Genomic DNA, 17,968 nt, shown 5'->3' on the forward strand with positions numbered 1-17,968 from the left:
CAGATTTTATTTAAATGCATCTTGTATTTTTCCAACCAGACCTGTATTGATCATGTCTCTCGCCTGAAAGATCATGTTTTTAACAGCGGTAGGCGAGGAGATTCCATGACCTATGATCACAGGTGCATTTACTCCAAGAACCGGACTTCCACCGTAATTCTCATAATTGAACCTGTCAAAGAACTCATCTTTAAGCCCTTTTTTAATGGTCATTATGTAAAACGATTCAGCCAATTTAAGCATAATGTTTCCGGTAAACCCGTCACATACAATTACATCTGCTTTTTCATTGAATAAATCTCTTCCCTCAATATTTCCAATAAAGTTAAAGAGATTACATTCTTTCATTAAAGGGAACGTCGCCAGACTCAGCATATTTCCTTTCTCATCTTCTTCGCCAATATTGATCAGACCGACTTTAGGATTATTTATCTGCATGACATTCTCAGCATATAAACTACCTAAAACTCCGAACTGGAGTAAAGTATCAGGCTTACAGTCGGCATTTGCACCAACGTCAAGCATTAAACCTCTTCCTCCGTCAAGCTTGGGTACAATTGTACACAGACAAGGTCTGATAATGCCAGGAACAGTTTTTACACTAAAAACAGCCCCAACCATCATTGCACCAGAATTACCTGCGCCAACAAATGCGTCGATTTCCCCATTTTTTAACATTGAGAAACCAAGAGAAATACTTGAATTTGGTTTTTGAGCAATTGCTCTTGTGGGATGTTCGCCCATACCAATTACCTCTTCGGTATGAACATATTCAAAGTGATCGGGATTAAACCCGTTTTCAGCGAGCAAAGGTTTAATTTGCTGCGTATCCCCAATTAGCACTAAATGCTCGTTTGGAGATAATAACTCATGAGCTGCTATAGCTCCCAAAACGTTAGCTTTGGGAGCATAGTCTCCGCCCATTATATCGAGACCTATTTTCATAGTAAAAAATCAGTTTGTGAGTAAAGCATTATTGCCTTTTTTTCAAGCGCCTAAGTTAAACTTAATGAGGCTGAAAACACAAACAATTTCTCCGAAAAAATTAACCTATAGTGGTGTTTTCAATAACCAGTTTACCGTTGTAGTACAAATTACCGTCAACGTTGTATGCGTGGTGAGGAACGTGGATTGCACCAGTAGTTTGACAAGTAGCCAAAGAAGGAGCTACCGCTTTATAGTGTGTTCTTCTTTTATCTCTTCTACTTTTAGAGATCTTGCGTTTTGGATGTGCCATTGCTGATTTATTTAATTATTATTTTAATTTTTTTAATGCTTCCCAACGCGGGTCAGCACTTGTTGTATTCTCTTCTTGCTGAGATGGGTTAGCCAGACTTTCCAGTCTGTCAATCATCTCTTTGTCGCATGTGGCACCACTGATGCCATTCTGCTCACAAATCTTTATGTAAGGAACCGATACCGTGATAAATTCATAAAGAATCTCAGCAATATCGATGCTACTTTCTTTTTTATTCAGGATGATGATCTCTAAATCATCACTCTCCAGGTCGTCTTCAGCGAACTTTACAATCTGCCTTTCTGAAATATCCAGAGGGGCATCAAATTCTGCTAAACATTTATCACAATCAAGTTTTATTGTTCCGGCAATACGAATCTTTAAGATTAGCATTGTCTCCTGTTTATCCAATTCTACAGTTACTTTCAGGTCTCCTTTTTTTACTAAAGAATACTCGAATGCGTCAAAAAAGCTGTTATCAATCTCAAAATCAAATTGATGCTTGCCAATTTTTAAGCCGGTAAAAGGGATTGAAAATTGTTTTAAAGGTTTCAATTGTAACAAAATTTTAGCCCGCAAATGTATGAATTAATTTGATATTTCTGAAATGTTTTAGAAATATTATTGTCGTTAGTTTGCATCATCCTTCACATCCGCTGCAGTTTCGATAATTTTTCCACCGCTTCTTAACTGGTTGCTTAACAGATCATCCTGCTCACGTCTGTGTTTTACAATATGTGTTGCTGCAAAAACTGCCTCTATAAAAGATGAAGGATCTGCAAGGTCTTTTCCAGCTATATCGAATCCGGTACCATGGTCAGGTGAGGTACGTACGTACTTCATTCCTGCAGTATAATTTACGCCCGTTCCAAAAGCTATAGTTTTGAATGGAATCAGACCCTGGTCATGATACATCGCCAGGACAGCATCAAATTGTTTATACGCACCTTTACCGAAAAATCCATCGGCCGGGTAAGGACCAAAACAAATTACCCCGGAATCAAATGCTTCCTGGATGGCTGGCATAATAATATCCTGTTCCTCACTACCTAACAGACCATTATCACCGGCATGTGGATTTAAGCCCAGTACAGCGATTTTTGGTTTCTCAATCCAGAAGTCTTTTTTCAGACTTTTATTGATCAGGAGTAGTTTTTTAACGATACTTTCTTTGGTAATGCTTTCTGCAATCTTTGAAACTGGAATATGACCGGTAACCACACCAACACGGATATCTTCACTTAATAAAAACATCAGCACATCGGAACTTCCGGTACGTTCCTGCAGATATTCTGTATGACCCGGGAATTTAAAATTCTCGGATTGTATATTATGTTTATTAATCGGAGCGGTAACTAAAGCATCGATATTTCCACTGATCAGATCTTCTGTTGCTCTTTCCAGAGATAACAGTGCGTATTTTCCACCAGTTTCATTGGATACACCCAGTTCAATTTTTACATCCTCTTCCCAGCAGTTGATCATATTTGCTTTTTTAGGATTAGCAGCTTCGGCATCATTGATGACGTTAAAACTGAAATCTCCAAGACCCAATGCCTTTCTATGATAAGATGCTACTTTTGTATGTCCATAAACGATAGGAGTACAGTAATCAAGGATGCTATTATTAGCCAGGGTTTTCAGAATGACCTCTAAACCAATGCCATTTACATCACCTATACTGATACCTATTTTGATTTTATTGCTCATGCTCAAATGAAAATTTGCGCAAAATACAGAATTTCAACCGTTTCTTAGCAAAAAAGGTGTTTTTGAAGGGGATGGAGATCAGAAAGGCTGATTTAACGATAGATGTCGCGCATTGCGAAATTAAATTGCGTCATGATTTGCCTGGTCAGCTCTCTGTAAAGCTCATTATAATCTGGTCTGTTACCTGCCACACCATTTATAACAGCGAGGTCTCTTGCGTTTAATGCTGCAGGATCACCTGTATATCTGCCAGTAAGACTTTCCCAGGTGTATTGGGCCGGAATACGGTCTGAAGCTATTATTTTTTGTGAGGCAGCATCTGTTATCCGGTAATCCATTACTGCCCTTGAATTAATAATACGTCTGGTTACATAAACGGTTGCCGAAATAGTTTTACTACTTGTGCTGCCAGCCATTTTATCACTTTTTACGGGGATATTTTTGGAGGTGGTATAAGAATAAGTATTGGTAGCCAGATTACTGAACCATATATCATACATGTTGATATCCATATACTGATCTACTTTCATACCGGCTTGCTGCCCGGAATTTATGCTGTAAAATTTGTAAAAATTTCTGTCCCCGATGGAATTGAGATTCCAGATAATATCGCTTTCCAGGAAATTACCATTGATAGTATAGTATCCAAAGCGCTGATCGAGTCTGTTAACCACTACATTGGTAATGGCAGCATCGTATGCCTGTTGTTTTTTCTCTATGACGTCTTTATAACCGGGGACATAAGTGTCTGCTGTTTTGAAACTCTCGTATGCTTTTCTTGCACTTGTTTTATCATTCTGATGCTGTAATAAAATTATCCCTCTGTTATAATTGGCAGCAGCAGCAGCAGTTGCAACCGCATTTAATTCTGGACTATAATCTTTCGGGCTGAAAGAACTGGTTTGAATTTTGGCATTTATTACTGCCTCATACATTTTCTGTAAGGATTCATAGCCATGATATATCTGGTCAAGAATTTCTCCCTTTTTACCCTTGCTGTTTTTTGCAAGGGTTATATCCTGTTCATATTTTGAAGCTGCTTCTCTGTAGGAAACCGGTAGAATTCCTAAAGCAATTGCATTAGAAGGGTCTTTTTTTAAATCATTAACAGCTGCATAATAGGCTTTACTGTATTCACCTTTATCAAATAATTTCTGTGTGGATTTACAGGAAGAGAGTAATAAAAGCAACGATAAAATTTTACAGATATTTTTCATGATGCTGTTTTAGATATTTAAAGATAATCAACTTTATTGAACTCATTAAGGTAAAAACGGGCGTTTTATAACCAATTAATCTGACTGGATTTCTAAAAGTTGATCTTTACTCATAAAACTTTAGTTATTTTGCACCTTTTAGAAGCTCAGGCTTCTTCAGGTTAACAAAATATAACAGTAATCATATGAGTTTGGTAAGGGCGAAAAAACATTTAGGACAACATTTTTTGACCGATAAAAAAATAGCGGCAAAAATTGTAGACGGTCTTATCCATACCGATCAATATCGTCAGGTGCTCGAAGTAGGACCAGGGATGGGAATTCTTTCAGATATTCTGCTGGAAAGAGAAAACCTGGAAACTTTTATGATAGACATTGATGTGGAATCTTATAATTTCTTAAAGGATAAGTATCCGCAAATGGGTGAAAGGCTGATTAATGGTGATTTCCTTGCGCTTGATCTTAGAAAAGTGTTTCCTGGTAAATTTGCTGTTATTGGTAATTTCCCCTATAATATTTCTTCGCAGATTTTATTTAAGATATTGGAACACAGAGAGAATGTGGTGGAAATGGTTGGGATGTTTCAAAAAGAAGTTGCCGAGCGTTGTGCATCTAAAAGCGGAACCAAGGAGTATGGAATTCTTAGTGTACTGATCCAGGCTTATTATAATATTGATTATTTGTTTACTGTAAAACCAGGAACTTTTAATCCGCCACCTAAAGTGAATTCGGGTGTGATCCGTCTGAGCAGAAATGACAGGGGAACTTTGCCTTGTGATGAAAAGCTGTTCTGGGCTGTAGTTAAAGCAGGATTTAATCAGCGCAGAAAGACATTAAGAAATGCCCTGTCGGGTGTATTGCCTAAAGTTAAAATGGATGATAATATCTATTTTGAAAAGAGAGCGGAGCAATTGAGTGTAGAAGATTTTATTACCCTTACGCAGCTGGTAACTAAGCTGGCGTTATAATTATAAAGACAAATGAGCGGTAAAATTTTAATTGTTGATGACTTACATCCTGTATTTAAAAACAGGGCAGAACAATTAGGTTATCAGGTTGATGACCGTCCTGAAATTACCAGGGCAGAAACGCTGGCAGTTATAGCTGAATATGATGGTATTGCAGTGCGGACAAAATTTAAGATTGACAGGGAGTTGATGGAAGCCGCACCAGGACTTAAGTTTGTTGCCAGAGCAGGTGCCGGTCTGGATAATATTGATGAAGCATACGCTAAAGAACGTCATATCCGCTTGCTCAATGCTCCGGAAGGAAACAGGGATGCTGTAGGAGAACATGCTATGGGCATGCTTCTTTCACTGATTAACAACCATCGTAAGGCTGATATTGAGATCAGAAATGGTATATGGGATCGTGAGGGAAACCGTGGATGGGAGCTTAAAGGAAAAACAGTAGGAATCATTGGCTATGGTTTTATGGGCAGCAGCATGGCTAAAAAACTTTCGGGTTTTGACGTGAAGGTAATTGCCTACGATAAATATAAAACGGGTTTCTCTGATGCTTATGCGCAAGAGTGCAGCATGGAAGAGATTGTTAAACATAGTGATGTATTGAGTTTGCATATTCCGCTTACTTCAGAAACCAGACAAATGGTGGATGAAGAATATCTGTATCATTTCAAAAAGAATATTTTCTTTATCAATACGGCGCGCGGAGAAATTGTAAATACCAAAGCTATACTGGCTGCTATTAATTCAGGAAAAATACTGGGAGCAGGACTGGATGTGCTGGAGGCAGAAAAGTTCCCGAATCTGGCTGAACAATCCTGGTATCCTGAACTGAAAGAATCACCTAAAGTAATCCTGACACCGCATGTCGGAGGCTGGACTTTTGATTCGTACAGGAAAATTTCAGAAGTGCTTGCAGATAAACTGGAACAGCTTTAACTGCTAAAATAAATAACAAAAATGCCGCTCATATTTATGAGCGGCATTTTTGTTATCAGCTGTTTTGAATTACATCCAGTTAATTTGTGCTTCGAATAAGTTTTGTTTATGAGTGTACATGGAAATTAAAATTATCTTTATAGGTAAACCTATATCTAATGGAATTTCTCTACATCTTATTACTGGGTGTAATCATCATTTTGATTGCAACTGCCAAAAGCAGTATAAATGAAAGAATCGGAAGACTTGAGTACCGGATTTTTGAATTTCAGGAACTATTGAAACAAAGCAGACCTGGTTATATACCCCCTGGTACATCTGCAGATGAACAGCAAGTTCCCGGGATGCCACCAGCCTCCTGGAAAACTGAGGCTCCTCAAACACCTGCACCGGCCTTTGTTCCGCCTCCTTATAAAACCAGGGTCGATCTTAATCCGGATCCCGTACCTGATTTTATTCCCCGTCCGGTAAAAGAAGAGTCTCCTGAGACTACTGCTCCTGAAAATACTGTAAAACCTGAAACAGTTTTTCCTGTTCAGGATAAGATTTACACTGAATTGCTTGCCGAAGAAAAAGGAGCAGAGCAGGTTCAACAGGAGCCCGCAGAACCTGAGTTGTCTTTTTTTGAGAAACATCCTGACCTGGAAAAATTTATCGGTGAGAATCTGATCAATAAGATTGGTATTGCCATTTTGGTACTCGCTATTGGTTATTTTGTGAAATTTGCAATAGATAGTAACTGGATAGGCCCTGTGGGACGCGTTGGAATTGGTGTACTTTGCGGGGGTATTCTGGTAGGTATTGCCCATCGGTTGCGTAATTCATACAAAGCATTCAGTTCTGTTTTAGTAGGTGGAGGAATTGCCGTCTTATATTTCACCATTACCCTGGCATTTCATCAGTTTCACCTGTTTAATCAGACAACATCTTTTTTTATTCTTATTGGAATTACCTGTTTTGCCGTAGCACTTTCACTGCTCTATGACCGGCAGGAAGTAGCTATAATAGCTTTGGTAGGTGGTTTAACCAGTCCCTTAATGGTGAGCACCGGGCATGCCAATTATCATGGTCTGTTTACGTACCTGGTAATTTTAAATGCAGGCTTACTATTCATTGCTTATCGTAAATCATGGCGTATACTTAATATTTCAACATTTGTTTTGACCGTACTGATGTTCTCGGCAAGTTTATTTACCATGCCGGCTGCCAGTTCCGGGATCGGGTTTTTATATGCGAGTATTTTGTACCTGCTTTTCTTTGGAATCAATGTGGCTTATAATGTCAGGGAAAACAAAACATTTATCGGATCTGATTTTACCATCTTACTGGCTAATACTGCTTTGTATTTTGGTGCCGGATTATACCTGCTTACTTTATTGCATCTGGAGCAGTTCCGGGGCCTTTTTACCGTAAGTCTGGCAGTAATCAATTTATTTTTATCCTATTTGCTTTTTAGAAATAAAAAAGTCGATACCAATGTGCTTTATCTTCTGATAGGCATTACACTGACTTTTATATCAGTTGCAGGGCCTATACAATTATACGGTCATTATATTACCTTGTTCTGGGCAGCAGAAACTGTGCTGCTGTACTGGCTTTATAAAAAATCCGGTATTTACCTGATGCAGTTAGCTTCCCAGTTAGTGTGGGCGGCAATGTTACTGAGTCTTTTTATGGACTGGTCAAATATTTATGGAGACTCGGCGATAGCAGTGAATATTCTTTTAAATAAAGGATTTATTACCACCTTGTTTACTGCTGTAAGTACCTTTCTGTTATATGTTCTGTATACTAAAGAAAGAACAGATAATACGCTCAAAGGAGATATACTGAATCCGGTGTTTATTAAGTATACCGCAATAATACTGTTGTTTCTAAGCGGATTGCTGGAGATTAATCATCAGTTCTCCAATCACTTTCCACATACTTCTTTAAACAGTCTTTATGTCATACTTTATGCTGCTGTATTCATTTATCTTTTCCTTCTGTTGTCGAAAAGATTTGAGAGTATTCGCCTGGACTGGAGAGTGTCTGCTGCTCTGATTACAGCTTGTATCGCAGTTTATCTGTTCTTTATGACTGAATTTTTTGATGTTCAGGAAGCTATACTGGTGAATCATGGAGTTGCGCCCTTTCATTTTATCGCTCACTGGGTAGGAGCAGTATTTATAGCTGTTTTATTTTATGAGTTAATTCAGATAGCCAGAATATCATTACCAGAAACCCTGCGGAAAATGGCAAGCTGGGCATTGTCAGGCGCTGTTGTCTTGTTTTTAAGTCTGGAAATCAGCTTAGTCAGCAATGCCTTATTTTATTCGGCATCGAGCCCGGTAAGTTATGTCGAAACTATCTATATCAAGACAGGTCTTCCGGTTTTATGGGGATTATTATCTTTTGCAATGATGTGGTTAGGGATGCGTTATAAGTTCCTTACGCTAAGGATTATATCGCTGACACTGTTTTCTGTTACACTGTTAAAGCTGTTTATATTTGATATCCGCAATATTCCGCCTGCAGGTAAAATTGCAGCTTTCTTTTTCCTGGGTGTATTGCTGCTCATCATTTCATTTATGTATCAAAAAGTTAAAAAAATAATTGTAGCAGATGAACCTACTCAAGAAAAATAAGAAAGCCTTTTTAACTGTAATACTGGTATTAAGTCTGTCTTGTTTATTTGCACAGCAGACATTCAGATACCAGGCAGCATTGCCAAAGGTTGACGCAGATGGATTTTACCGGATTGATTTAAAACCGGAACTTATTGCAAAATCCGCAGTGAATCTGAACGATATCAGGATCTTGAATCAAAAGAAGCAGTTCTCTCCCTATATTTTTGGGAATCAACTGGTCTTTAAAGATCTGCAGAGTTTTATTGCTTTTCCGAAATTAAAAATTGATGCAGCAGAAGATACCGTGACTACTTTCATCGCAGAAAATACCGCTCGTCTGATTATTAATCAGTTAAGTCTTCAATTGCGTAATACCTCTGTTAAGCGGGTAGTAAATTTATCGGGAAGTGATGATTTAAATAAGTGGTATGCTGTTAAAGAAAATATTTTATTAGAAGCAGCAGGTTCTGGAAACACCAATAACGAAACTTATCAGCAGCAGCTGAATTTTCCTTCCAGTTCTTACCGTTATTTTAAAATAAAGATCAATAATGAAAATAAAGAACCGGTGGCTATTTTGCAGGCTGGTATTTACAAGCAGCAATTTACTCCTGCGGTTTATGTGAAACTTCAGGATGCAGTGATTAAGCAGAAAGACAGTGCGCAGGTAAGTCGTATTGTAATCCGTCTGAATGATAATTACCAGGTTAATAAGCTGCATCCGATAATAGCCGGACAGAAATTTTATAAACGAAATATAAGGGTTTATGCGATTACCTGCCAGGGAAAGACATTGATTACTGATACTGTAATCAGCTCTTCTGCAAAGCCGGAGCTATATTTTTCGTCTAAAACCCGGTATCTGGAGCTGGAAATTCTAAACGGTGATAATCCCCCTCTGGTATTTGACGGAGTAATTGCCTATCAACTAAATCAGTCCCTGATCAGCTATCTGGAAAAAGGACAGGATTATGTGCTTCTGTTTGGTGATAAGGATGCTATTACACCTGATTATGACCTTAAATTTTTTGGAGACAGCCTGCGGCGCGATTTAAAACAACTGGATCATGGAGCGATTTCCCAGAATCCGCTTTACAAACAGACAGTAACTAAAAAGAGAGTAAAAGAAGAGCTGATTCCCGGATGGCTGATATGGGTTGCTATTGCCATAGTTGCTGCCTTGTTAGGTTTTCTGACTTTCAGAATGACGCAGGAAGTAGGTAAAAGGGAAGATAAAGAAAATCCCCGCTGATTTTAAAAGCGGGGATTCTCTGTGTTTTAAACTTATTTATTCCAGTTGTTATCTACTGGTTTGGCATCCATATAGATACCACCGTCCAGTACAATAGAAGAAACAATTTTCTTGGCTGCAAATTGAATATTGATTGCTTTCTGATTGAATTTCCATATCTGAGGAGTTTCATGGATTACTTCAGTTGTGCCATCAGCATAAGTAACCCTGATATCAAAAGGAATGGCGAAACCACCGGTATTCCTGATCGAAACACTATAAGTAAGCCCTTTGATGGTTACTTTATCAATAGCCAGATCTATATAATTATTGCTGAAAAACCAGTTATTCCAGTACCAGTTCAGGTTCTGTCCGGAAACATCATTGATAGTATTAAAGAAATCCCATGGAATAGGATGTTTGCCGTTCCAGCGATCCATATAGGCGTGCAGATATTTCTTGAATAATACATCTCCGAACATATCTTTTAGCGCAAGGTAAGCCAGCGAAGGTTTAACATAAGCGTTGTTGCCATATCCCGAACCTGAAACCTGAGTAGATAAAGTAATAACAGGCTGGTCTTCTTCAGTAGAAGGATCTTTTATCCATCTCTCTACTCTGAACTTTTTATAGTTTTCATCCGCTTTGGCTTTTCCAAGCTGCTGCTGTCCAATCAGGTATTCCAGTGTAGTTGCCCATCCTTCGTCCATATGCGCATAACGGGTTTCATTTGTGCCCATATAAAAAGGGAAGTAAGTATGTGCAATTTCATGGTTCAGTACAAACTGACTGAATTCCAGGTCAGGAGTACTCGAATCATTGACCATCATTGGAAACTCCATATCAGCGAAACCCTGTACTGCGGTCATTTTAGAAAATGGATAAGGTACCCCCGGCCAGTTATTAGAAAACCAGTCTAAAGCTTGTCTGGTCCAGGTTGCCGCATGTGAGAAATCTTCGGCCTTGCTATCATAGGCAGATTGTACGCTGGTTCTTCTCTTTGTTTTGGAATCAACCACTACACTTCCCGCATCCCACAGATAATGGTTACTCATTGCAAAAGTCACGTCGGTGATATGATCAGCTTTGAATTTCCAGGTATTCCATTCATTTTGTCTGGTTACTTCGCCATTGGTCATTTCCTTTGCATTTGCAATAGAAACTACCTCATCGCTGATATAAGACTTTTTAAGCTTCTCGGCGAATTTTGGTTGTAACACTTCATCAGGGTTCAATAAATCGCCTGTAGCCCATACTACATAGTTTTTAGGCGCTTTAACTGTAAGAAGGTAATCATTGAAATCGTTATAGAATTCCACTCTGTCCATATGCGGTATTTTGTCCCATCCGTTATAGTCATCATAAACTGATACTCTTGGGAAAGCATAGGCTACGAAGAATGTTGTGCTGTCAATCTGGCCCTCTCTGCCACTTAATTTTGACAGCGGATAACTCCAGTTGATCTTAAAAGAAGCTGATTTACCAGGAGCTATCGCATTATTCAGTTTAATATCTGCTGTAGTACCCCAGTCACGGGTGTCCATATTGTAAGACTGACCATCTACAGTAAATAAATTGATGTCCAGACCGGAGGTTAAAAAGTCTTTATTTACATAACCTGCTCTTGGCGCTTCGGGTTTATGAATATTATTGACAAATCGTATGGTAACTTTATGAAGGGTGTCGGGACTATTATTGGTATAGGTTATAGTTTCTGTTCCTTTAACCAGTTTGTCATTGGGAGTGACTGTGATAGTCATGTTATATTTCCCTTTGTTCTGCCAGTATTTTTTTCCGGGTTTACCATCCATTGAGCGCGTGCCGTTATCATATGCTGTTTTGATATTTCTTGGCATATACAATTCCTGGGCCTGTGCAGTAACGGTTCCCATTAAAAATAAGGCAGCTATTTTGAAAATGTTTTTTTTCATCATCATCTATTTTTTTAGTGGCTATGGAGCTATTTTTTTTATGATGCCTGGCGTGCAGGCGTTCAAAAGTAATTGTTTTACGTCTTTAAACAAGTTATTGAATGAATTTAAAACAGGCATCAGGGTGTTTCCAAACAATTCAAATCAAAAGATTTGCTTTTGTAAGAATAGCCTGTTATCTTCGTTTTAATTGAAGCAAGACTATGTGGGCTTAAGTGCCGATATAGTCTTGTTTGTATTTTAAAGGTTTTACAAATAATAAATTAAGCTATGACAGAGGTAACATATTACACTCAGGAAGGATTAGATAAGCTAAAGGAAGAGGTACATTACTTAACTACTACAGGGAGACAATTGATCTCCAAAGCTATAGCTGAAGCAAGAGATAAAGGCGATCTGTCCGAAAATGCAGAATACGATGCTGCTAAAGAAGCACAAGGTCTGCACGAGGCAAAAATATCTAAATTAAAAAGTACACTTGCATCTGCAAGATTAATTGATGAATCGAAATTAGACCTGACCAAGGTGCTGGCACTGTCGATTGTTAAAATAAAGAATATCAAAAACGGTGCGACAATGACCTATCAGCTGGTTGCTGAAAGTGAAGCTGATCTTAAGACCGGAAAAATTTCTGTTAAATCACCGATTGCACAAGGCTTACTCGGTAAGTCAGTAGGTGACAAAACGGAAATTGAAGTTCCTGCTGGAAAAATTGAATTTGAAATATTGGAAATCACCAGATAATCATTTTATATGTCAAGTATATTTTCTAAGATCGTAGCAGGAGAAATTCCCGCACATGTAGTTGCCGAAACGACAGAGTTTCTGGCGTTTTTAGATGTTAGTCCTTTAACAATGGGTCATGTACTGGTAATCCCTAAAAAGGAAATTGATTATATATTTGATATGGACGAAGAAAGTTATTTCGGACTTACTTTATTTGCTAAGATAGTAGCAGTGGCAGTAAAGAAGGCTTTTCCATGTATCAAGGTAGGAATGGCTGTTATTGGCCTGGAAGTACCCCACGTACACATCCATCTGATTCCTATGAATGCTGTTGGAGATATGAACTTCAATAAAGCGAAGCTAAGCCCAACACAGGAAGAGCTGCAGGAAGCAGCACTCAAAATTAAAGCACAATTGTAAATATATGAGCCAGTTCAGACTGGCTCTTTTGCTATTTTAGCTTTTCATTATTTTTATGTCTGTCGGCATCTCTGATACTCTTTTTAATCAGGTTTTTCTCCATAGCTTCAGTAAGGTTGATACCAGTCTGGTTGGCCAGGCAGATTAAAACAAATAATACATCAGCCATTTCATCACCAAGATCTACAGCTTCGTCACTTTTTTTGAAAGATTGTTCTCCGTATTTGCGGGACATAATACGGGCTACCTCGCCAACTTCTTCCATTAAAATCGCCGTATTTGTTAATTCACTGAAATAACGGACTCCGGTTGTATTTATCCATTGGTCAACCGTGTCCTGTGCTTCCTGTATAGTCATTTATTCTTTATTTTTAGTATCTATTAATATCGTAACCGGTCCGTCGTTAATTAAACTGATCTTCATGTCAGCTCCAAAAATCCCTGTTTGTACAGGTTTATTCAGCAACATAGTCAATTGTTTAATCATATCCTGGTATAGTGGAATTGCTTTATCTGGTCTTGCCGCCCTGGTAAAGCCAGGTCTGTTTCCTTTTTTTGTTGCAGCAAACAGCGTAAACTGGCTGATCAGTAAAATATTGCCGCCAATATCCGCAAGAGATTTATTCATTAAGCCATTTTCATCACTGAAAATTCTGATGTTGAATATTTTGGCAGCCAGCCATTCAACATCTTCCTGTTCATCAGCATCTTCAATACCCAGTAAAACCAGTAATCCATTTTCAATAGCACCAGTTATGTTGTTATCGACCTGGCAGCTGGCCGATGTTACTCTTTGTATAACTGCTCTCATAAATCTTTAAGCTCTAGTTTCATTGCCGTGATATATACTCAGATAACTTTCGTAACGGCTGCTTTCTATTTCTCCTGTTTTAACAGCTTCGAGAACTGCACAGCTAGGCTCATTAATATGACGGCAGTTATGAAATTTGCAGCTATGCATCAGGTCACGTATTTCTCTGAAATAGTGTCCCAGCTCTTCCGGTTTGATATCATAAATGCCCAATTCTCTGATTCCCGGACTATCTATCAGGTAGCCCCCAAAAGGTAGTGTATGCATTTCAGCAAATGTGGTGGTATGCTGGCCTTTATCACTGGCTTCAGATATTTCTCCGGTTTTAATACTCCGGCCTGGTAAAAGCACGTTGATCAGGCTGGATTTTCCTACCCCCGAATGACCTGAAAATAGTGTTGTTTTATCTTTTAACAGGTTTTCAATCATCGGCATGTTGGTCCCTTCAATCGCGGAAACTTCATAACATGGATAGCCCAGACGTTCATAAATGTTTTTATACTCTGCCAGTACTTCAAGTCCGTCTTCATTGTATAAGTCCAGTTTATTGAATATCAGTACCGCTGGGATACTATAAGCTTCTGCAGTCACTAAAAAACGGTCTATAAAACCTAATGAAGTACGTGGCGAAGCGAGTGTTACTACCAGAAAAGCTTCATCAATATTGGCTGCGATGATCTGCGCCTGTTTTGATAAGTTGATTGATTTTCTGATAATATAATTCTTCCTTGGATGAAGATTATAAATAACTCCATTCTCAGAATTAGGCTCCATTTCGAAGTCTACCTGATCTCCAACTGCAATAGGATTGGTGGTTTGAATTCCTTTGATCCGGAATTTCCCTTTAATCCTGCATTGATAATCATGGCCATCTTCTCCATGAACCAAATACCAGCTACCTGTTGATTTTATTACTAGTCCCTGCATAATTTACGCAGTAAAGATAGATAAAAAACAGGAGGGTGCTTAAAATTGTGGCAGACTCCTGAATCTTATCTTCCTGGTATTTATACTTATTTCTTAATTGTTTGTCTGATATCTTTTATTTCTTCTTTTAGAATTATGTTCTCTTTTTTCATCTCAATCATATAAAGTGTGAGTTCTTCAATTTTTTGCAGTAACCTGGCGTTCATCTCACCTAAAGGAATACCGTTTTCCTTAACTTCTTTTTCTGATGGAATATCGGGTAGATGTTTGTTTTTTTTTATATAAAGCTCAACGTCCGAAAGAGTTCTGAGCGGATAGGTGTCGTTAAATACAAAATCAGACCATTCTGTATCTACCCTGATCTCTTTAGCCCGTATTTTTCCGTTAACAGCCAGTCTGTAATCGCCGGGCTCTTCTGTGCCGATACCAACGTTTCCATCATTTTTAATTAACATGGCTAGTTTACCTGTGAAATTCGCATCTGCCACTGCTATTGCGGGCCGGTTGGTGTAAAATAAAATTCCTCCCTGATTTGCCCTGGAATTGCCAGGGATCAATATAGAGGCTCCTGCCATTGAAGGATGTGATTTTGCAATTAAAAAGGTATCATCTCCTTTAAAATATAAATTAGATGAGATCAAAACAGATCCGTGGTTGTTGGAGCTGAAATTGACAAAGTTTTTACTGCTGGTATTATAATCATTCTGACCAAACCCTACATAATAACTGTTGATATCACCAGTAACATCCAGTTTGGCCTGAGGATTCTCATTACCAATTCCAATGTTGCCATTTGGGAGTATTCTTAAAGCCGAAAGTCCACCACCGCGCCAGCTAAATACTATAGGTAGTTTTAACCCGCTGGGCGCCTGTGGAGCTTCAAAAAACAGCCCGTTCGTAGCATCAGAAAATATGCCCGTTTTTTGAAAATCAGATCCATCGAGTCCCGGGCCCCATATGAATATAGGATTTTGCGCATAAACGGTAGAATAACCACATAGTAGTAAAACTGTAAGATATAGTAATTTTTTTCTCATGTTGATTCGGGATTTAATTGTAAGATTAAATAAATGCAAGTATAGGTAATACTGGCATCTTATCTGCGAATCAAATATAGATCAGGGTATTTAGTATCGCTGTCTCCTATCTGGCCATTCTTAGAGCCTGCTCCAGAATTTCATCTTTTCCCATACCGATACCATTACATGTAGGGTTAACGATAACATCAGGAATAATACCAGCCAGATGGTGTTTACTCCCGTCATTATTTTTTGTTAGCAGTCCCGTATAACCTATCTGATAGCGCCCCGGCAGATAAATCATATTGATATTTCCATTTGTTCCGGAAGTTGGTTGTCCGATAATGGTTGCGAGTTTGAAATCTTTTATCGAACTGAGCAGTGTTTCTGATGCACTTTGTGCACTGGCATCGGTGAGGAAGTAGATCTTTGCATTTAAATGTGGTAAGAGAGGATTTATTTGTTCAGCGTTTGATTGATAAGTGATCTTCTCAAAATCGGGATAGATAATTTCCGGAGTAAAGAAAGTATTTGTTTTCACTGATTTCTTCAGTAAATGAGAGATCACATTAAAAGCATTATCATTCAAAGGATAGCCCCTCAGATCAAATATAATAGCCCTGGCACTGGTCAGTGCAACTTTATATTGAATATCACTGATAGAATCCTCTGATAAATTGATGTAATATATATGCGGTTCTATCCAGCCCGCAGGTACCGGTTTGGTTTTAAATGAGCCGTTTCTATATCCGGTTCCTTTAATACTTCTGGAGATGTTCAAGGATTTTCTGCCTCTTTTGCTACTAAGTACTAAATTGATAGTTGTCTGTCCGGGCCCATTCAATAAAGTAGTTAATCCTTTATATTCTTTCCATTGTGCAGATCCTGATAAAAGTCCTTCCCTGGATAGTAGTGCGTTGTGGGATGACTGGTAATCTATGGAATCTATAATATCACCTTTTGATATCTCTTTGACCAGATTGGTATCCAGGACTTCTTTTACAACAATTTTGCCTTCAGCTTTAGTAAGAATCAACGGAGCAGAAGCATCATTTGTATGATCACTTCCATCAGATAGTTCAATAAATAGATGACCATCATTTAAAGGGGCGCACATTAACTTCAGTGTATTTAAAAAATCGCCGGTAGTTTGATCTGTAAAAGCACGCTGAATAGCATCTGTTAAAATATCCCCTGCAGGTTTTGAAGCATCTTCCCAGTAGGGAAAAGAATGTTTTAAGATATTCCAGGCAATGGTAATATCCGCCAGTCTGACGACCAGGCTGTCCCCGCTTATTTTTAGATTCCCGCTTAAATCTTTGGGTAAACCATTATTTATAGCTGCGGTTAGCCGTTTGGTTGATACCGTGTCCGCTTTAGGGTAAGTACCTTCTCTGGTTGTGTATAAAGCATAAGGTACAATACAGGAAATTCCGGAAGTAATTTGTTTTTGGAGAAACTCGCCAACTACAGCCTGTTTTTTGAATATATCATCACCCGGATGGACTTTTTTTTCTGAACTTCTGTTTGTACGGACGCTTTTATAGATGTTATTATACATTGGCAGTCCGAATCCAAGATGCTGCCAGGTTATGGTTTGATAGTATTCCGGATTTCCCGGGGTAAGTTCCCGGAGCGAAAAATATTCCGGTTCGCTGTTAAAGAATACTTTAACAGCAGGTGCAATAGGGTGAAATATATTTTTTAATTCACTTAGTAATTCATCATCATCTTTTATAGTCAGCATTTTCCTGTGACCATAAATTGCAACCAGTGCCCAGTCCTGTGGTGCTTCATCACTGGGATGAAAATACTGTACATATCCATATAACCTTGTAAAAGCTTCAATGTTTCTTACCTGACGACTGGTTGGCCGGGCAAATAGATTTGCTGTAGTGGTTATGCTGATCAGCACTAACAGCCCAGTTTGATGGAAAAAGCTGGTGTTTCTTTTCATCGGATGTTAAATTGGTAATACAAGGTATATTGTTTAATAATTAATTTAAATAAAGGACATGTTATTTAACTATTTTTAACAAGGATTAACATTTGTTAACACTGTTTAACGGTGGTTAACAATTGCCGGCTTGATGTCGTTCTTTTTTTATGATAATGATGTTGGTTAAAAGAGCTTTAAAAGCCGTTCAGATATTTTTTTTTCTCATTCACTTGCTTATTAGGAAAATATAACTTTACTTTATGGCATAGCGATAAAGAAGCAATATT

At 38.3% G+C, this 17,968-nt stretch carries 17 protein-coding genes; 6 read left to right on the plus strand and 11 right to left on the minus strand.

Annotated elements, in window-relative coordinates; translation table 11 throughout:
* Positions 1–6: 6 nt before the first annotated feature.
* The 5 genes from plsX to PL_RS17505 all read right to left on the minus strand — a co-directional run bounded on the left by plsX (position 7) and on the right by PL_RS17505 (position 4,164).
* Complete coding sequence (gene plsX, locus PL_RS17485; protein WP_041879831.1) at positions 7–945, minus strand: phosphate acyltransferase PlsX; 939 nt, start codon at positions 943–945, stop codon at positions 7–9.
* Between the two features lie 100 nt (positions 946–1,045).
* The gene (gene rpmF / locus PL_RS17490; protein WP_082035853.1) at positions 1,046–1,237 is read right to left on the minus strand and encodes a 50S ribosomal protein L32; all 192 of its coding nucleotides are present in this window, start codon (positions 1,235–1,237) and stop codon (positions 1,046–1,048) included.
* Between the two features lie 18 nt (positions 1,238–1,255).
* Positions 1,256–1,792 carry a YceD family protein gene (locus PL_RS17495; RefSeq protein ID WP_041879828.1) on the minus strand — a complete coding sequence of 179 codons (537 nt, stop codon included), beginning with the start codon at positions 1,790–1,792 and terminating at the stop codon, positions 1,256–1,258.
* Between the two features lie 75 nt (positions 1,793–1,867).
* Positions 1,868–2,947, minus strand: a complete 1,080-nt coding sequence (pdxA, locus tag PL_RS17500; protein ID WP_041879826.1) for a 4-hydroxythreonine-4-phosphate dehydrogenase PdxA — start codon at positions 2,945–2,947, stop codon at positions 1,868–1,870.
* Positions 2,948–3,039: 92 nt separating this feature from the next.
* Positions 3,040–4,164, minus strand: a complete 1,125-nt coding sequence (locus tag PL_RS17505; RefSeq protein WP_041879823.1) for a hypothetical protein — start codon at positions 4,162–4,164, stop codon at positions 3,040–3,042.
* Positions 4,165–4,349: 185 nt separating this feature from the next.
* Here PL_RS17505 and rsmA point away from each other — a divergent pair, with 185 nt between their 5' ends.
* From rsmA to PL_RS17525, 4 genes are all read left to right on the plus strand, one after another.
* Positions 4,350–5,132, plus strand: a complete 783-nt coding sequence (gene rsmA / locus PL_RS17510; RefSeq protein WP_041879820.1) for a 16S rRNA (adenine(1518)-N(6)/adenine(1519)-N(6))-dimethyltransferase RsmA — start codon at positions 4,350–4,352, stop codon at positions 5,130–5,132.
* A gap of 12 nt (positions 5,133–5,144) precedes the next feature.
* Positions 5,145–6,068, plus strand: a complete 924-nt coding sequence (locus tag PL_RS17515) for a 2-hydroxyacid dehydrogenase (protein WP_041879818.1) — start codon at positions 5,145–5,147, stop codon at positions 6,066–6,068.
* Between the two features lie 158 nt (positions 6,069–6,226).
* Positions 6,227–8,695 (plus strand): DUF2339 domain-containing protein, encoded by a 2,469-nt coding sequence (locus PL_RS17520; RefSeq protein WP_041879815.1) that lies wholly within the window; start codon positions 6,227–6,229, stop codon positions 8,693–8,695.
* The gene (locus tag PL_RS17525; protein WP_041879813.1) at positions 8,673–9,929 is read left to right on the plus strand and encodes a hypothetical protein; all 1,257 of its coding nucleotides are present in this window, start codon (positions 8,673–8,675) and stop codon (positions 9,927–9,929) included. The genes PL_RS17520 and PL_RS17525 overlap by 23 nt, the downstream gene beginning before the upstream one ends.
* Positions 9,930–9,961: 32 nt before the next feature.
* On the opposite strand, the gene PL_RS17530 is transcribed toward PL_RS17525, so the two are convergent.
* Complete coding sequence (locus tag PL_RS17530) at positions 9,962–11,845, minus strand: M1 family metallopeptidase (protein WP_348619999.1); 1,884 nt, start codon at positions 11,843–11,845, stop codon at positions 9,962–9,964.
* 264 nt (positions 11,846–12,109) lie between these two features.
* On the opposite strand from PL_RS17530, the gene greA reads away from it, so the two are divergent.
* Positions 12,110–12,583 (plus strand): transcription elongation factor GreA, encoded by a 474-nt coding sequence (gene greA / locus PL_RS17535; RefSeq protein WP_041879810.1) that lies wholly within the window; start codon positions 12,110–12,112, stop codon positions 12,581–12,583.
* A 9-nt stretch (positions 12,584–12,592) separates the two neighbouring features.
* Positions 12,593–12,985, plus strand: a complete 393-nt coding sequence (locus tag PL_RS17540; RefSeq protein WP_041879808.1) for an HIT family protein — start codon at positions 12,593–12,595, stop codon at positions 12,983–12,985.
* A 31-nt stretch (positions 12,986–13,016) separates the two neighbouring features.
* On the opposite strand, the gene PL_RS17545 is transcribed toward PL_RS17540, so the two are convergent.
* The 5 genes from PL_RS17545 to PL_RS17565 form a co-directional block, all read right to left on the minus strand.
* On the minus strand, positions 13,017–13,343 hold the full coding sequence (locus PL_RS17545) for a nucleotide pyrophosphohydrolase (protein ID WP_041879806.1): 327 nt from the start codon (positions 13,341–13,343) through the stop codon (positions 13,017–13,019).
* Positions 13,344–13,796: a D-aminoacyl-tRNA deacylase gene (gene dtd / locus PL_RS17550; RefSeq protein ID WP_041879804.1), complete on the minus strand. Its 453-nt coding sequence runs from the start codon at positions 13,794–13,796 to the stop codon at positions 13,344–13,346.
* A 6-nt stretch (positions 13,797–13,802) separates the two neighbouring features.
* The gene (gene rsgA, locus PL_RS17555) at positions 13,803–14,723 is read right to left on the minus strand and encodes a ribosome small subunit-dependent GTPase A (protein ID WP_041879802.1); all 921 of its coding nucleotides are present in this window, start codon (positions 14,721–14,723) and stop codon (positions 13,803–13,805) included.
* Between the two features lie 86 nt (positions 14,724–14,809).
* Positions 14,810–15,760, minus strand: coding sequence for a hypothetical protein (locus PL_RS17560; RefSeq protein ID WP_348620003.1), 951 nt, complete (start codon positions 15,758–15,760; stop codon positions 14,810–14,812).
* A 106-nt stretch (positions 15,761–15,866) separates the two neighbouring features.
* A complete protein-coding gene (locus PL_RS17565; RefSeq protein ID WP_041879799.1) occupies positions 15,867–17,699 on the minus strand; it encodes a S41 family peptidase in 1,833 nt (610 codons plus the stop codon).
* Positions 17,700–17,968 lie beyond the last annotated feature (269 nt).

The sequence above is a fragment of the Pedobacter lusitanus genome (genome assembly GCF_040026395.1).
GTDB lineage: Bacteria > Bacteroidota > Bacteroidia > Sphingobacteriales > Sphingobacteriaceae > Pedobacter > Pedobacter lusitanus.

Bases quoted from the DNA above. Each gene is read 5' to 3' on its own strand.
- PL_RS17530 (WP_348619999.1), bottom strand. From the start codon at position 11,845: ATGATGATGAAAAAAAACATTTTCAAAATAGCTGCCTTATTTTTAATG.
- PL_RS17560 (WP_348620003.1), bottom strand. From the start codon at position 15,760: ATGAGAAAAAAATTACTATATCTTACAGTTTTACTACTATGTGGTTAT.
- PL_RS17515 (WP_041879818.1), top strand. From the start codon at position 5,145: ATGAGCGGTAAAATTTTAATTGTTGATGACTTACATCCTGTATTTAAA.
- PL_RS17540 (WP_041879808.1), top strand. From the start codon at position 12,593: ATGTCAAGTATATTTTCTAAGATCGTAGCAGGAGAAATTCCCGCACAT.
- PL_RS17505 (WP_041879823.1), bottom strand. From the start codon at position 4,164: ATGAAAAATATCTGTAAAATTTTATCGTTGCTTTTATTACTCTCTTCC.
- PL_RS17565 (WP_041879799.1), bottom strand. From the start codon at position 17,699: ATGAAAAGAAACACCAGCTTTTTCCATCAAACTGGGCTGTTAGTGCTG.
- dtd (WP_041879804.1), bottom strand. From the start codon at position 13,796: ATGAGAGCAGTTATACAAAGAGTAACATCGGCCAGCTGCCAGGTCGAT.
- rpmF (WP_082035853.1), bottom strand. From the start codon at position 1,237: ATGGCACATCCAAAACGCAAGATCTCTAAAAGTAGAAGAGATAAAAGA.
- PL_RS17520 (WP_041879815.1), top strand. From the start codon at position 6,227: ATGGAATTTCTCTACATCTTATTACTGGGTGTAATCATCATTTTGATT.
- PL_RS17525 (WP_041879813.1), top strand. From the start codon at position 8,673: ATGAACCTACTCAAGAAAAATAAGAAAGCCTTTTTAACTGTAATACTG.
- greA (WP_041879810.1), top strand. From the start codon at position 12,110: ATGACAGAGGTAACATATTACACTCAGGAAGGATTAGATAAGCTAAAG.
- rsgA (WP_041879802.1), bottom strand. From the start codon at position 14,723: ATGCAGGGACTAGTAATAAAATCAACAGGTAGCTGGTATTTGGTTCAT.
- rsmA (WP_041879820.1), top strand. From the start codon at position 4,350: ATGAGTTTGGTAAGGGCGAAAAAACATTTAGGACAACATTTTTTGACC.
- PL_RS17545 (WP_041879806.1), bottom strand. From the start codon at position 13,343: ATGACTATACAGGAAGCACAGGACACGGTTGACCAATGGATAAATACA.
- plsX (WP_041879831.1), bottom strand. From the start codon at position 945: ATGAAAATAGGTCTCGATATAATGGGCGGAGACTATGCTCCCAAAGCT.
- pdxA (WP_041879826.1), bottom strand. From the start codon at position 2,947: ATGAGCAATAAAATCAAAATAGGTATCAGTATAGGTGATGTAAATGGC.